This is a genomic window from Nostoc sp., assembly GCF_036916975.1.
In the GTDB taxonomy this organism is placed as follows: domain Bacteria; phylum Cyanobacteriota; class Cyanobacteriia; order Cyanobacteriales; family Nostocaceae; genus Nostoc.
Genome location: NZ_JBALFF010000030.1, coordinates 1 through 15,442, shown reverse-complemented (window position 1 = coordinate 15,442; position 15,442 = coordinate 1). Strand labels below are relative to the sequence as shown.

Annotated in this window: 14 protein-coding genes and 2 pseudogenes; 10 read left to right on the top strand and 6 right to left on the bottom strand. The window is 41.6% G+C overall.

Features of this window, described 5'->3' with window-relative positions:
- Positions 1-173: 173 nt before the first annotated feature.
- Positions 174-1,688 (bottom strand): C-3',4' desaturase CrtD, encoded by a 1,515-nt coding sequence (gene crtD, locus V7K73_RS05355; RefSeq protein ID WP_334877808.1) that lies wholly within the window; start codon positions 1,686-1,688, stop codon positions 174-176.
- A 617-nt stretch (positions 1,689-2,305) separates the two neighbouring features.
- Positions 2,306-2,494, bottom strand: a complete 189-nt coding sequence (locus V7K73_RS05350) for a hypothetical protein (RefSeq protein ID WP_334877806.1) — start codon at positions 2,492-2,494, stop codon at positions 2,306-2,308.
- Between the two features lie 99 nt (positions 2,495-2,593).
- Between V7K73_RS05350 and V7K73_RS05345 the strand changes: the two genes are divergently transcribed.
- The 3 genes from V7K73_RS05345 to aspS all read left to right on the top strand — a co-directional run bounded on the left by V7K73_RS05345 (position 2,594) and on the right by aspS (position 6,372).
- Positions 2,594-3,220 (top strand): chloramphenicol phosphotransferase CPT family protein, encoded by a 627-nt coding sequence (locus tag V7K73_RS05345; protein WP_334877804.1) that lies wholly within the window; start codon positions 2,594-2,596, stop codon positions 3,218-3,220.
- Positions 3,221-3,589: 369 nt separating this feature from the next.
- On the top strand, positions 3,590-4,063 hold the full coding sequence (locus tag V7K73_RS05340) for a DUF29 domain-containing protein (protein WP_334877802.1): 474 nt from the start codon (positions 3,590-3,592) through the stop codon (positions 4,061-4,063).
- Positions 4,064-4,584: 521 nt separating this feature from the next.
- Positions 4,585-6,372: an aspartate--tRNA ligase gene (gene aspS, locus V7K73_RS05335; RefSeq protein ID WP_334877800.1), complete on the top strand. Its 1,788-nt coding sequence runs from the start codon at positions 4,585-4,587 to the stop codon at positions 6,370-6,372.
- Between the two features lie 25 nt (positions 6,373-6,397).
- Here the strand turns inward: aspS and V7K73_RS05330 are convergent, their stop codons facing one another.
- Entirely contained in the window at positions 6,398-6,742 is a 345-nt protein-coding gene (locus V7K73_RS05330) for a hypothetical protein (protein ID WP_334877798.1), read from the bottom strand.
- A gap of 48 nt (positions 6,743-6,790) precedes the next feature.
- On the opposite strand from V7K73_RS05330, the gene V7K73_RS05325 reads away from it, so the two are divergent.
- The 4 genes and pseudogenes from V7K73_RS05325 (at position 6,791) to V7K73_RS05310 (ending at position 9,451) form a co-directional block, all read left to right on the top strand.
- Positions 6,791-7,963 carry a DNA cytosine methyltransferase gene (locus tag V7K73_RS05325; protein ID WP_334877796.1) on the top strand — a complete coding sequence of 391 codons (1,173 nt, stop codon included), beginning with the start codon at positions 6,791-6,793 and terminating at the stop codon, positions 7,961-7,963.
- A gap of 3 nt (positions 7,964-7,966) precedes the next feature.
- Positions 7,967-8,257, top strand: a complete 291-nt coding sequence (locus V7K73_RS05320; RefSeq protein WP_334877794.1) for a hypothetical protein — start codon at positions 7,967-7,969, stop codon at positions 8,255-8,257.
- An 18-nt stretch (positions 8,258-8,275) separates the two neighbouring features.
- On the top strand, positions 8,276-8,629 hold the full coding sequence (locus tag V7K73_RS05315; RefSeq protein ID WP_334877792.1) for a hypothetical protein: 354 nt from the start codon (positions 8,276-8,278) through the stop codon (positions 8,627-8,629).
- A gap of 55 nt (positions 8,630-8,684) precedes the next feature.
- A pseudogene (locus V7K73_RS05310) lies at positions 8,685-9,451 on the top strand (Uma2 family endonuclease).
- Between the two features lie 248 nt (positions 9,452-9,699).
- Here V7K73_RS05310 and pirA read toward each other — a convergent pair.
- Complete coding sequence (gene pirA, locus V7K73_RS05300) at positions 9,700-9,855, bottom strand: arginine synthesis PII-interacting regulator PirA (RefSeq protein WP_334877787.1); 156 nt, start codon at positions 9,853-9,855, stop codon at positions 9,700-9,702.
- 111 nt (positions 9,856-9,966) lie between these two features.
- Between pirA and V7K73_RS05295 the strand changes: the two genes are divergently transcribed.
- On the top strand, positions 9,967-10,776 hold the full coding sequence (locus V7K73_RS05295; protein ID WP_334877785.1) for an SAM hydrolase/SAM-dependent halogenase family protein: 810 nt from the start codon (positions 9,967-9,969) through the stop codon (positions 10,774-10,776).
- Between the two features lie 117 nt (positions 10,777-10,893).
- Here the strand turns inward: V7K73_RS05295 and V7K73_RS05290 are convergent, their stop codons facing one another.
- Positions 10,894-11,559 carry a GUN4 domain-containing protein gene (locus V7K73_RS05290; protein WP_334877783.1) on the bottom strand — a complete coding sequence of 222 codons (666 nt, stop codon included), beginning with the start codon at positions 11,557-11,559 and terminating at the stop codon, positions 10,894-10,896.
- 421 nt (positions 11,560-11,980) lie between these two features.
- Entirely contained in the window at positions 11,981-13,582 is a 1,602-nt protein-coding gene (locus V7K73_RS05285) for a peptide ligase PGM1-related protein (protein ID WP_334877781.1), read from the bottom strand.
- A gap of 680 nt (positions 13,583-14,262) precedes the next feature.
- Between V7K73_RS05285 and V7K73_RS05280 the strand changes: the two genes are divergently transcribed.
- Together V7K73_RS05280 and V7K73_RS05275 are read left to right on the top strand one after the other, a co-directional pair.
- The gene (locus V7K73_RS05280) at positions 14,263-15,126 is read left to right on the top strand and encodes an SDR family oxidoreductase (protein ID WP_334877779.1); all 864 of its coding nucleotides are present in this window, start codon (positions 14,263-14,265) and stop codon (positions 15,124-15,126) included.
- A 113-nt stretch (positions 15,127-15,239) separates the two neighbouring features.
- A pseudogene (locus V7K73_RS05275) lies at positions 15,240-15,442 on the top strand (hypothetical protein); the annotation flags it as partial.

Sequence of the window (15,442 nt, the reverse complement as noted above, 5' to 3'; positions counted from 1 at the left end):
TTCATCAGTTTTTTGTTCTGTTTGTCATCGGTTATAAGTATGATTTATAGCATTTAATAAAATTTCTGTTCTATCTAACGGGACTTAAACAATTTCGTAGTAAGCACTTTAGTCCTTATTTTCTAAGCACTAAAGTGCTTACTACAAACCGTCAAACATAATTTGACAAAGTACTACATTTGCGCCTCAATTTGCCTGACTACCGTCAGCGCCGAATAACTCACCCCAGCAGTACCTTCGCCGGGATGGGTGGAATCACCAACTAACCATAAATGCTCGATTGGTGTACGATTGGCGAATCCAAAGGGGCCAAAGGTAGGAATCCTTTGACCAATACCACCAACTATACCGCGATCGCGGGCTGTAAAATGGGCAAAGGTGCGCGGTGTTGCGGCTTCTTGATAAATAATAGTTTCTGGTTTGAGATAGAAGTATTGGGCAAGACGAGCGATCGCTTCTTGGGTAAACTTTTCTTTTAGTCCTTCATAATCTTCAGTCTGCCACCACTGTGCAGGATCGACAAATGAAGAAGCGATAATTGTCGCTTTCCCTTTTGGTGCGCGGCCATCTCCAGGATGACTCACGGAAACAAACAGGGAATTATTCTCGCCAATCGGGCCATTGATATTATACAGAAATTGTAAGTGGGGAGGGCATTCAGGCGGAATCGCGCTAGCATCTACACCCAAATAAACCACAAACGCGCCCGATGCTTGGGGTAGTTTTTTCACCCGATTTTTATATCCAGATGGCGCTTGTTCTCCCAGTAACTGTACCAAGTTCTGCACGGTGACATTGCTAACTATATGGTCGGCGGCTTCTGTCCAGACTTCGCCAGTTTTCTGATTTCTAATCACTACAGCAGTAGCTTTGCCGTTTTCTACTTTGATTTGTTCTACAGTGTGGCGCATCAACAATTTGCCGCCATCTCTTTCTAAGGATTGTACCAGGCGATCGCTCAATACTTGCATACTTCCCTGGAGGTGAAACAATCCTTGGGGTAGTTGGGATACACTCAACGCTGTTGCAGCATAGAGTAATGCTGTCTGTTCTGCATCTACCTGGGAGTATAGCTTTAGTTGCAAATCTAAAAAAGTTCTCAATCGTTGGTTATTTCCCAATCCACATAACCGTAAAGCATCTGCTACCGTAAACAAAGTGAAGGGTACAGTAATTAATGTACTGGGACGCACCGCTTGCGTTAGTTGCCACAAATCCCATAAATTACGTGGTGGTAGCACCGGATCGCGTCCTTGAAATTCCCAACTGGCATTAAATAAAGTTGCCATCAATTGCCAAAACGGTTCGCTACCGGGAAAATGTTTTTGTCGTTCCTCTTGCCATTTCTCTTGGTCGCGCCAGACATTAATTGGTGTGCTTTCCCCAGGTAAATATACCGCACAAGCAGGGTCACAAGGCGTTGCTTGCGGTAAATCTATTGACAATTCTGAGAAAATGCGGTGGTGAATTCCCCCTGGTTCCAACCCCGCCACCTGAGTTGCGCCTACATCAAAGGTAAATCCCTGCCGTTTAAACGTTGAAGCACAGCCTCCGGGTACGAGAGCCTGATCTAAAATTAAGACGTTGTAACCTCTATGAGCTAATAATGCTCCAGCAGTCAGTCCACCTATTCCTGCACCGATAACGATGACATGAGAGTTACTTTTGTCAAGAGTAATGCTGGACATTGATTAGTTTCTTTAAAATTCTTAATACTTTTACTTATAATTTTACCTTAATCTCTAAGCGTAGGCTAGCAAGAACCGCAGCGATCGCAGATAAAAGGGCGGTTAGAAACCGCGTCTACACGAGGCTTTACCCGCCTGTACGGGTTAAAAAACCTTAATTTTCTCTTAGCCCACGGAGGAAAGCTCTTGTTTGTATAGCCGCGTAAAGCCTTCGCCATAGCTTCGCTTACCGCGTAGCGTGCCGGAGGCTCTATTCCATTCGCCGGGTCTTAACGAACTTTGGGGGTTTAAGTCAAGAGTTTCTACAGGCAGCACGAATTGAATGCCTAAATCTAAATGCCTGTCACAAAACGTAATTGCGTACAGCCCAAAAGGCCATGAAAACCGCGGAGCGTGCCGGAGGCAAGAGTGCGAATTGGTTTAATTTGACTACCCTAAACCCAGAAAATTGGAAATCAATTAGGACTTACGCAAAATGACCAAAAAACGAACCGCAGAGGACGCAGAGAACACAGAGGAATAAGAGTTTGAGAGAGTTTTTGCGTAAGTCCTGTCAATATTGCAACTGTAGCGGTCTACCTCATGAGGGGAGCGGTCTACCTCATGACGGAAGCGGTCTACCTCATGACGGAAGCGGGGAAGCGGTCTAACTCATGACGGGAGCGGTCTAACTCATGAGGGGAGCGGTCTATCTCGTGACAGGAGCGGTCTAACTCGTGACGGGAGCGGTCTACCTCGTGACGGGAGCGGTCTACCTCATGACGGGAGCGGTCTAACTCGTGACGGGAGCGGTCTACTTCAGCCAATACCTGATGGCTGAAATAGAAGCATTTTCAATTGCCTATTCAACTTTTTAGCCTTAACGTGGAATTGCTAACTATATATTAAAGACGCGAGGAACGATCATGGGGCAGACACAGGAGCTAGGACAGATTATCATCCTGAATGGTGCCCCGCGATCGGGGAAGTCGAGCATTGCCGCAGTTATCCAGGAGACGTTTGATGGCCTGTGGATGAACTTAGGTGTCGATAGGTTTATGCAAATGACTCCTGCACGATACCTGCCTGGAATTGGTCTGCGGCCAGGGGGTGAACGCCAGGATATCGAACCCCTTGTCCCTATTTTATACAGCGCCATGTATGAGTCCATCGCCGCCCACAGCCGCTTAGGTTTGCATGTCGTGGTTGATGTCGGACACCATGACGCTTACGCAATTCCACGGGGCATTTTGGCCGATAGTGCGCGGCGTTTGAAGGGATTGCCAGTCTTGTTCGTAGGCGTTCGTTGCCCCATTGAGATGGTTATGGAACGGCGACAAAAGACACGAGGGAAAGTGGGAAGTGCAGCCGACTCGTTGATGCCACTTCCGGTTCAGTTATGGCAACGTGAAGTCCACATCCCTGGCATCTATGATCTTGAAGTCGATACCTCGTTGTTAAGCCCAGGTGCGTGTGCCGAGGTGATACGCCAGCACCTCGCAGATAGTCCAGCGCCGTCAGCATTCCAACAACTCGCTGCACACCATATTTAAGCTGTAGTTATCAATATTGCAACTGTAGCGGTCTTCCTTACAACGTTACTCACTAACACCCAGTTTATGTATGCTAAGTAAGTGGGCGCAAATAATCATCACTGGTTCGTAGTTGCGCTTTAGCGCTAAAGCGCAACTACAAGCCAAATACAGAGATTTTACTTTTCGTTATATAGTTTGGTTTTATCTTGTCTACCTACTTATTAGAAGCTTTGAACTCTAGAACTGTAACTGAAATGATTGCTCAAGATTAAGACGATGTTCGTCAGGCTGTGCGCTAAAAAATTGTTAAACCTCAAAAGCAAAATCACCGCTAAAAGCCTGATTAAAGTTCCCTGTTCACCGTTTCCTTTTTGAGGATTGCTGTATATGAACAATCAACTGTATGAACAAGATTTTAATCTGTGGCGAGAAAGCATTATTGAGCAGATTAAACAACATCATTTTAATGACATAGATTGGGAGCATTTGCTTATAGAATTAGAAGACATGGGAAAGTCAGAGAAACGGTCATTTATGAGTAATTTAACAATCTTGATTGCTCATTTACTCAAGTTAACCGTTCAATCTGATGCTTTTGAGATGATGAAAACAAGCTGGTACAGTTCTGTAACAGAACATCGGTTTCGAGTAAAAAAGGATTTGGAAGAAAATCCTTCTTTCAAAAACTATATTACTGAAGTTATTTCTCAAGCCTATATTGATGCTCGTAAACTGGCAATCAAAGAAAGTAAAAAAGCTAAATTAAGAGTGAGAAAAGCAACGGACGTAGAATATCCTCTCGATTGTCCTTTTCTGATAGAACAGTTATTAGATGAAGATTTTTATGGAGACAGTGATTAAAATAATTCGTAATTCGTAATTCGTAATTCGTAATTCGTAATTCGTAATTCGTAATTCGTAATTCGTAATAGAGCCTCCGGCACGCTCCGCGTAAAGCCAAGCGTTGCCTATTTGCTTTACGTCAATTAAGTTTTGCGTTAGCGAGTCCGCGAACGTCTGGGGATTTTAATCCCACCACAAAATTTGTCGCTGTTAGAAGCGAGGGACTTAAACCCCTCAAAAATGTTAAAAGTTATTAGTTGTGTTCCATAGTTAAGTTACACAAAAGCATATTGTAAAAACGGAAACATTATATTACGGGAATGATGGTGGTGCTAGGACACGGGTAGAGTATCCGATAATTTATTTGCCTCATCGCGTCTTGTTTGAGCTTTTGCGTCTCACCGACTCCCCCAATCGACCTTTGCCAAATTGGCGTGAGATTATTGGATGTTTATTACTACAATTACTATTGATGCTAGATAATGGGAAAGCTTTGACATTTGCTTGCCAATCTAGCCCGGAAACAATAACTAAGACTTATGCGAACTCACTATTGCGGCGAACTCCGAAAAGAACATATTGGAGAAACTGTTACCTTTTACGGATGGATAGACCGTCGCCGCGATCACGGTGGTGTGATATTTTTAGATTTACGCGATCGCTCTGGAATTGTCCAAATCGTCAGCGATCCGCAACGCACCCCAGATTCTTATGAACACGCGAACGCCCTCAGAAATGAATATGTTGTCGAAATTACTGGTAGGGTAACACAACGTCCCGATGAATCGCTAAATACCCGCATCCCCACAGGCGAGGTAGAAATCTACGCCGATAAAATTAAACTGCTGAATGCTGTTCGCAAACAGTTACCTTTCCAAGTTTCTGTAGCTGACACCGAAACAGTGCGGGAAGACTTGCGGCTGAAATATCGTTATTTGGATTTACGACGCGATCGCATGGCGCAAAATTTGCAACTGCGTCATCAAATTGTTAAAGCCATGCGGCGTTATCTCGAAGATTTGGAAGGTTTTATCGAAGTCGAAACCCCAATACTTACCCGTTCTACCCCAGAAGGGGCGCGGGATTATGTTCTACCCAGTCGCGTTAATCCTGGAGAGTGGTATGCTTTGCCGCAATCACCCCAGCTATTTAAACAATTGCTGATGGTATCCGGCTTAGATAGATATTATCAGATTGCGCGTTGTTTTCGTGATGAAGATTTACGTGCCGACAGACAACCAGAATTCACTCAGTTAGACATGGAAATGAGCTTCATGTCCCAAGAAGAAATTATCGAACTGAATGAAAACTTAGTTTGTCATATCTTCAAAACAGTTAAAGGCATTGAGTTACAGCGCCCTTTCCCCCGTCTGACTTACGCTGAGGGGATGGAACGCTACGGGAGTGATAAACCAGATACCCGCTATGGTTTGGAATTAGTTGATGTCTCGGATATTGTCAAAGACTCTGGTTTCAAAGTCTTTCGAGACACTGTTACCAATGGTGGTATCGTTAAAATCCTGCCCATTCCCAACGGTAATGATGTAATTTCTAATGTCCGCATTAAACCAGGCGGCGACTTATTTAAAGAAGCCAGCGAAGCCGGTGCTAAAGGTTTAGCTTATATCCGCGTCAGGGATGATGGCGAAATTGACACCATTGGGGCGATTAAAGACAATCTCAGCGTTGAACAAAAACAAGAAATTTTACGCCGTACAGGTGCTTCTTCTGGACATTTGCTATTGTTTGGGGCAGGGGAAGCTGCTACAGTTAATAAGACATTAGATAGATTACGGCAAGCGATCGCTAAAGAATTTAACTTAATCGATCCAGAAAAAATCAACTTACTCTGGATTACAGATTTCCCCATGTTCGAGTGGAATGCTGACGAAAAACGTCTAGAAGCACTGCACCACCCGTTTACAGCACCCCATTCTGATGATTTGAGCGATTTAAAAACTGCACGCGCCCAAGCTTACGACTTGATACTCAACGGCGTAGAAGTTGGCGGCGGAAGTCTGCGGATTTATCAGCGAGAAATTCAACAGCAGGTGTTTGAAGCAATTGGTTTATCTCCTGAAGAAGCACAAAGTAAATTTGGCTTTCTCTTAGAAGCATTTGAATATGGTACACCGCCGCATGGTGGCATCGCTTACGGTTTAGATCGTTTGGTAATGTTGCTAGCTAGAGAAGAATCTATTCGAGACGTGATTGCTTTTCCCAAGACACAACAAGCGCGTTGTTTGTTAACAGATGCACCTTCGAGTGTAGATGCCAAACAGTTGAAAGAATTGCACGTTGCTTCGACTTATAAACCAAAGTCTTAACAAAGCGCAAGGGGAGCACAGAAAGTTAAAGTAAGCCTTTATAGCTCAGTTGCTCTCTAACTCTTCTGTTATGTTTATTATGCTCCCTTTGCCTTTCATCAATAGCTGAACTGTATTCTATGGGAGTTTCTAAACACTCTAAGTGTTCTTTTTCTCCATCGTCATATATGATAATGTGACGGTCATTGGTCATTCTGTGCATAGCGTAAAATTCAAGATACTCAACATCATCTTTAATCCCAAAAATAAAATTTATCTTCCAACCTGCTTGAAAAATTGAACCTTGGTGACGCTTTTGTATATTTTCTTCTGGTAAGGTGATTTTCCATTTAGAAAAATGTTTATTAAATTCATTTTTAATTTTGTCCATAAAAATGATTTACTTGATTTCTCCAAGTTATGTAATATTAGTTAATCAATGATAACAGAAAATTTAAAAGCTGTAGAACTATTTGCTGGTATTGGTGGGTTTCGCCTGGGTATGGCAAATGCTAATATTCAAACAATATGGGCGAATGATATCAATGAACTTTGCTGTAAAGTTTATGAAAGTAATTTTGGCAAAGACTCTATTGTTTTAGGCGATATCAACGAAATCTCTATCTTAGACATTCCCAATCACGATATTTTAACTGCTGGCTTTCCTTGTCAACCTTTTAGTCCTGCTGGTAAAAAACTTGGCGTGAGAGATATAGTTAGGGGAACACTATTTGAGCGCATTATAGAAATATTAGACCAGAAGCAGCCAAAATATTTTTTTTTGGAAAATGTCAAAAGACTTTTGACAATGGAAAACGGCTATCATTTTAGATTAATTTTAAATGCACTTTCTGAACTAGATTATTTTATCGAATGGCGAATAATTAGCCCCTTGAGTTTTGGTATACCTCAAAATCGAGATAGAATTTTTATCTTTGGTACAAAATTAAACTCAACAGATATAACACCTAATGCTTTAGAAAAGCTATCAGTTTTTTTAACTAAAGAAGACAATATTGTACTGCCAAACATCGAAGTTACATTGGTAAAATATATGTTGCCAATCATGACGATGAAAAGGAAAAATGATAATTGGGGCATTGCGTATAAAAATCAGATGTTCACTCAAAATATTTCGTTGTTACCTGATATGAAGCCGAGAAAAAAGCTTCAAGATATTCTTCAGGATGATTCAATGGTGGATACCCAGTTTGATTTTACTGCCGATACGCTGGAGCGGATTAAGCAAAGTAAGCCTGTAAATCGTTATTGTAATGGAGTTGAAATTTTATACAACCAAGATGGAGGCGCGAGACTTGGTTATACTATATTCGGAACTAATGGCATTGCATCAACGTTGACTGCTTCAACATCAAGGCATTATGAACGCTATCAAGTAGGTGATAAATTTCGACGTTTAACTAATATTCAATATGCCAGACTTATGGGTTTTCCTGATGATTGGTGTCAAGTTGCCAGAATTTACGATCAATACGCATTATTTGGAAACGCTATTGTACCAGCTTGTGTAGAGTGGGTGTGCAAAAGAATCGGTCAAACAAATTTTGAATTGAGTAAATCTGGTTGGCAACAATTAACTTTGGCTATTTAAAAAATGGAAGTGCTAACCTTATCCTCGCTCAAAACTGCTGCACGGGATTTTTGCGTTGTGCTTAGTGCAACACCGATTCCTAATCTGTATGGCGTTACAGATGGCAAAGCAGTAGGAACATATGTTGAGTTGACTTTTAATCAATATTTGTCTACAAATTATGAATACACCCTTGGTAGTGCTGCTTTAGGAATTGATTTTCCCGGATTAGAAGTTGATTTAAAGGTGACATCAATTCGTCAGCCCCAATCTTCTTGTACCTTTCGGAATGCCAGTCAAAAAGTATATGGATAGGGCTATAATCTGCTGATATTGGCGTATGAAAAAATTGATGATCATAGCTCTCGTACTGCTAATTTAAAATTTCAGAATGTTGTTTTTGTATCAAGAGAAAGAACTGGAGATTATCAAACAACCTACGGTTTAAGAGAAATCTTACGTCGTAATGGCAACAAAGAAGATGTAGTAGCATTTTTAGAGGAACGCAACTTTCCTTTAGATGAAATTGGGCGTGAGATACTTGCAGAAAGAATTTTGCAGCAACCGCCAGAAATTGGCTACTTGACAATTTCTAATGCACTACAGTGGCGATCGCAATCCAGTAAAATTATTCAGGTAGCAACTACGACGACAACAGTAGGTGTAGAAAATCTACTGGTAGGATGAAGGGAATTAATGCTGCTGCCACAATAGAATTAAGCTGCTACCCCCAGAATTCCTTATGAGTGAATCTATCATTTTGACAGACGCTGGCTTATTACCAGAAGATTTGTTACCAGATGTTAGTCTTGTGGTGACAGAGGACGATGAACCCTTGGATAATCTACCATCAGAAAAACAACAAAGATTACTAACAGAAACCCTTTACAGTTCTTGGAACGGGGCCAGTAATGCTCAAGGGTTTCTCGTAGCTGCCAATGTGGGGTTGTTTCCCAGTAACAAGCAACCGCCGATTGTGCCAGATGTCTTTTTGAGCCTGGATGTACAAGTAGCTGAAAACTGGTGGGAAAGACGGCATCGCTCTTATTTCTTTTGGGATTTTGGGAAACCGCCAGAGGTGGTGATTGAAATTGTTTCAAATCGAGAAGGCAATGAAACTGGACGGAAAATTTTAGAGTATGCCAGGATGCGGGTAATGTACTACATTATCTTCGATCCAACTCGGCAACTTGGGGGTGAAGTTCTACAGATGTACGAGTTGCGTGGGCGGATATACCCATGAGTGAGCAATGGCTGACTGAAGTTGAACTAGGTTTATGTCTGTGGGAAGGTGCGTATGAAGGTAAGCGGGATGTTTGGCTGAGGTGGTGTGACGCAACAGGGAATATAATTCCTACTGGTGCAGAACGAGCAGAACTTGAACGTTTACGAGCAGAACTTGAACGTTTACGAGCAGAACTTGAGCGAGAAGCTAAAGAAACTGCTCTGCAACGGGCTGAACGCTTGGCAGCACAGTTACGAGCCTTGGGTGTTGAACCGGAAGTGTAGAGGGTGGGGAGTGAGGTAATTCAATTAATTGAAAAGGCTATAAGTAAGTGCGTCAAATTAAATATAAAACCTCACCCTCTATCCGGCTTCCCTATCCAAGGTATCGAAGAGGAATTGAGGGTGAGGTTTTGTCTTATGTTTAATTACGCCTACCTACTTAAGAGCGAAATTACCAGGAAACACCCTAAATACAAAAAAAACCCGCCGTAGCGGGTTACACAACAAACTATGAACAATGAAAACTTGATTTAGCCTAAATACCTCATCTCAGCTTCCAGTTGACGAATCAGTTGTTCGTCACCGTTTGCTCTGGCTACTTGCAAGCGATGCTCTAGGCTTTTTTGAATATTCTCTCTGTGAGCTGCTTGTGCTTTTCTAGCACTTTGTAGTCTACCTTGATTCATAGTAATTACCTTCTTTAATTTTTCGTTTTATATCTTGTATTCTTAACATAACATATATTTTGTAGCTGTTGCTACAGAATTTTACGAGTTTATGTAGATTTTAGCAAAAACATGTCTAACAAGTATATAGGTCAACAGCCACTCGTGACTTTAATGAGCGATTTTGGCCGCGATGTTTATGTAGGCATAATGAAGGGTGTCATAGCCCAAATCAACCCAAGACTGACGGTGGTGGACTTAACCCACCAAATTCCGCCGCAAGATATCAAAGCAGCCAGATTTTCTTTGATGAATGCTTATCCCTATTTTCCTGTTGGGACAGTGCATGTGGCGGTAGTAGATCCGGGTGTGGGAAGCAAGCGACGAGCGATCGCAGTAGAATTTGCTCAAGGGTTTTTGGTCGGCCCAGATAATGGTATCTTTAGCGGGGTACTTAGTCAAAGTCTGGCGGTCGCAGCCGTCGAACTTACAAATCTTAACTATTGGCGAACTCCTCAACCAAGCAAAACTTTTCACGGTAGAGATATCTTTGCACCAGTGGGAGCTAGTCTTGCTAGTGGTGTCCCTCTCAAAGAGCTAGGACAAGAAATTGATCCAGCAAGTTTGGTAAAACTGGATATAGGCGAGTGCAAGCAAACAAGCAATGGTGTAGTGGGTTGCATTCAATATATTGACCACTTTGGCAACTTAGTCAGCAACATTGCAGGGAGTTACGTACAAGGCAAAACTTGGTCTGTGCAAGTCGCTGGATTGAGTATACCAGGCTGTGAAACTTACAGTGATGTTAACGTGGGAGAGATAATAGCAATAGTAGGCAGTCACGGCTGGGTAGAAATTGCCATTAATAGCGGTAATGCTGACTCAAAGTTGCAGTTAGATTGGCAAGAAACACTTCAAGTTATACTAAGGAACGTGAATTAAATAAAATGCAAAACTTAATCTTGTATCTAGCTTCCCTCTCCAATATATCGGAGAGGGATTGAGGGTGAGGTAAGCTGTCGAACATAAATTGTATGTTATTTAATTCTTATTCCTAACTTAAATACCGCACTTAGTGAGTGCCGCATCAAGAGAAACATCAAAGTTATATCCTCTTTCCACAGTTGGCAGATGTCCTGGTGGGAAGGTTTTAAAGTTTGGTTCTTTGCCGGGTTTATACTCATATCTTTTAGTTTGCTGATTATAGTTCCACTGAATCAGCCACTCACCTGTTAAGGTTTGCCATCCAACCGCATCATACATCTTGCGATAGTCGTTTTTTTGTTCCCTCAAAATCTTTTCTTGAGCGCTAAAGCCCAATTTACCATCACTGGCTGTACTCCAAAGCTTGTCAATGGTTTTCAAATCAACACACGAAAGTGCATTCATTTCATCTTTTCCAATAGCACCCTCTGCTTGTGCTTTAGTCCCTGCAACATCTAGCATTCTCAGGTAAGTTTCTCTATCAGATGCTTGCCAATCTTTGCTTTGTAAATATTTCTGCAACTGGCTGTAATCGACATTGCGGGCTGTGGTAATTTCTACTTGCTTCAATGAGCTAGAATTAGCAGTTGTGTTAACTATATCAGTGTTTTTTGGGCTTTTACTCTCAGACTTAGACCGCGTTAACGAATATCCAATCCAGCCCAAAACAGCAAATATACCGATAAGACTTGCTGTGATTAGTAAGGTAAGTGCCAGAACAGTCTGATTATTCTTTGCCATTTTTGGATGCTTCTGATTACTTTGAATGCCCCAGATTGAATTTAGTTTAACTGCTACCACATATATGGATGTATATTTTAGCTTTTTTTGATAATTGTCAGAAATGAAACTATGTATTCTGAGGGCAAAACGCCTATTGTGGTGGAATGGCTCTCTAAAAGATCAGGCGATCGCTAAACGACCATTACAGGTTGCTTAAGTAAGTCGGCGCAAATAATCTGGTTTGTAGTTGCGCTAAAGCGCATCCGGATAAAGATGCGCTTTAGCGCAACTACGAGCCAAATACAGAGATTTTACTTTTAGTTACATAGTTTGGTTTTTTCTCGCCGACCTACTTAGTCAATTCTCATGGATGGCGATCACAGACCAATTCGCGGATGTAAATCCAAGAAAAGCCCAGCCCTAAAGGACTGGGGTTAGCTTACCTATATTCATCCCAAACCACGGGAAAGGAATAATCTGAAACCGCCGATAAATCACGATTTTGGCTGCGGGTTTCTTCATCGAGAACTTTCACGACTTTGTTATAAATATCTTGTGCTTGTTGCGGGGAATCACCGATGCTGGTTAATCCCAACTTGCCAAACTGCGAAAGGCAACCCATAAGATGAAATACTGTACCCGTTTCTGTACCACTGTCAAAATGCAGTCTGTGATCGGCGATGATATCCATCAAATCATTAGGTAATAATCCTTGATAGCGCTCTTTTTGCAGATTATCAGTGGCTATGTAATATTTTGGACGACCTTGCTGACTATAAAATAAGCCGGTGGAAAGGTCATAGCGACCATTCGTTAATAATTTCAGAGCCATAAATGGGTGAGTTGTACCACCTTTACGCAGGTTAATTTCGATCGCCTGAATATCCCACTCTCCATTACCTTTGTCAACGGCGATAAAATCTACACCAAATCGCTCTAAAGTGCCTTTTTCTGCTAATTTTCTGCCAACTTGTAACCCCAATTGCTGTAATTGCAATCGATATTTTTCATCAGCCGGAAAGCTACAACCAAGATAAATCTGACCGTCTGGGCCTCCAAGAATTTGGTCGTGGGTTGAAAGAATTTCCACTTCACCTGTAGGCGTAATCCGTCCTTGGACGCTGGGCGATCGCTTAATTTCCCCTTCCACAAATGCTTCGACAATTCCCCCTAATTCTGGTATTCTGCCGGAAAAATTGTCCCAAGTCTCAAGTTTTGCTTGAAAGCGCATTGTTGAAAAGCGATCGCTAATTGCTGCTACCCTTTCGCCATGAGTCGCTTTACCCGGTGCTAAATTCTCAATCGGTCTAAAATCGAGTAATGCATTCCCCTCTCCAGAAATGCCTTCGTTGAGTTTTACTACTACCCGTTTTAATGTCGGTTCTCGTTCCCACAAATCACCGGTAGCTTCTGCTAAATCTGTATGATTCCAAATTTTTTCGCTACCATCTGGATGCGGTACTCCGCTTTCTGCGAAGATTTGCCGACTACCACTTTTTGTCCCCCAAATCTGTAAATCTGGTGCAGCAGCATACAGAGGTACACCCAATTTTACAGACAATTCACCTTCCCATTGCGAAGAGTTGTAGCAAATCATAAATGATTTATCTAGCCTCAAAGCTTGATGAATCCGCTTTAGCAGACGGGGACGTTCTAAAATCTTTTGACTCAGAGGCTTAAGGGAAGAATCGTAAGTAGAAAGTAGCAGCAAACGGTTACGAGCATGAGAAAAGGGAATTCCTGGCAACAGTTGCAAGTAATAATCAATGATACTAGGATGCAACGGTACTGATGTTACATAAACCAGCCGAGTCCGGGGATTCTGCAACCGAATTAAGGAAAATAGTAATCTTTCTTCATAATGTTCGCAGCCTTCGATCTTTTGGAGTTCGCGCTGGTCGATACTCAGGGAGGGAATAATTAAAATATCCGCTTCATTATTGTCAAATGACTCGCTCGTTTTCCAGCGATCGCTTAGGGTTAATTGTAAGTCGTGAAACTTTTCAACCTGCTCTGACTCAGAAATATTTAGTATTGCCATAATCCCTACCCTCTAATAATCTCAATGTAGCGTACCATGCAGGCTTTTGGGCTATTATGCAAACTAGTTCTCAGATACTTTTTAGTCTGCAACAAGGCAATTATGCAGATATCTGCCTAAATAAATATTAACATTAACAAAAATTGATGCTATTGAAGTAAGTATTTTTGCAACCATGAAGTGAGAAAGTATAAAACTTGATTTTTATTTAGCGAAAATGGCTCAATTTTTCAGGCAAATCAATAATTATAGACTAATTGAGTAACTATAATTTATTTAATTTATTTTACGTCTTAAGGTTGAGCAAATTTCAACTTGTTTTATCTCTATAGAGTGATAAAGTAGAGCAACATAATAGTTAACTTAAAAGCAGATGAAAAGCAGAAATTCTTCATCGCATGAGAGTTATGTACTTGTTTTTCGTGGTTATGTAAATAGTGTCTGTCAGGTGTGATGAGAAATAATGTAAGCCGCGTACAATCGCTAGTGATAAGTACGTCTGGTAAGCATAGGGGGTATAAACGCCTAAAGTTGCAAATGGCTAGTATGAGCCAAAGTAAAAAATAAACCTTGGGTTGAAGTTTCGATCCAAGGTTTACTTTTGAAAGGGGACTAGAGACTGGAAACGGCTTTTTCCAACATCCAATTACATTCAATATTAAATTAGCGAGACAAAACCTATGGCTAAATCAAAAAAGGAAAAATTACAACCGCCACAGCAGCAAGAAGCACCAGGTGTTGAATCAGAAATGACGCCAAAACCCAAATCAGATGATGCCCAATATCGGGGTAGTGGCAAGTTACAAGATAAAGTAGCATTGATTACGGGTGCAGATAGTGGTATTGGTCGGGCTGTAGCGATCGCATTTGCTAAAGAAGGCGCAGATGTGGCAATTCTTTACCTCAATGAACACGATGATGCCAAAGAAACAAAACAATTGGTAGAAAAACAAGGGCGTCGTGCAGTAACCATTGCAGGTGATATAGGCAATGAAACTTTTTGTCAGCAAGCTATTCAACAAACAGTTGGTGAGTTTGGCAAACTCGATATTCTCATCAATAACGCCGCCGAACAACATCCTAAAGAAAGTATCGAAGAAATCACCGAAGAACAACTAGAGCGAACTTTCCGCACTAATATATTCTCAATGTTTTTTATGACTAAAGCTGCACTCAAGCATTTGCAAGCAGGTAGTTCTATCGTCAATACCACATCGGTAACAGCTTATAAAGGTAGTCCACAGCTACTAGATTATTCTTCTACAAAAGGTGCGATCGTTGCTTTTACTCGCTCCTTATCAAAAAATTTGGTATCAAAAGGAATTCGCGTTAATGCTGTCGCCCCTGGCCCAATTTGGACACCTTTAATTCCTTCAACTTTTCCTGAAGATAAAGTTGAAACTTTTGGCAAACAAGTACCAATGGAACGAGCCGGACAACCAGAAGAAGTTGCTCCTAGCTACGTATATTTAGCCTCTGATGATGCTTCTTATGTCTCTGGACAAGTGTTACATGTCAATGGTGGAGATGTTGTAAATGGGTAAGTAAAACTAGTTAGGAGTTAGGAGTTAGGAGTTAGGAGTTAGGAGTTAGAGTTTGGAGTTAGGAGTTTGGAGTTAGGAGTTTGGAGTTAGGAGTTAGGAGTGAGGAGTTTGGAGTGAGGAGTTTGGAGTTTGGAGTTTGGAGTTTGGAGTTTGGAGTTTGGAGTTTGGAGTTTGGAGTTTGGAGTGAGGAGTTTGGAGTTTGGAGTTTGGAGTTTGGAGTGAGGAGTTTGGAGTTTGGAGTTTGGAGTTTGGAGTTTGGAGTTTGGAGTTTGGAGTTTGGAGTTTGGAGTTTGGAGTTTGGAGTTTGGAGTTTGGA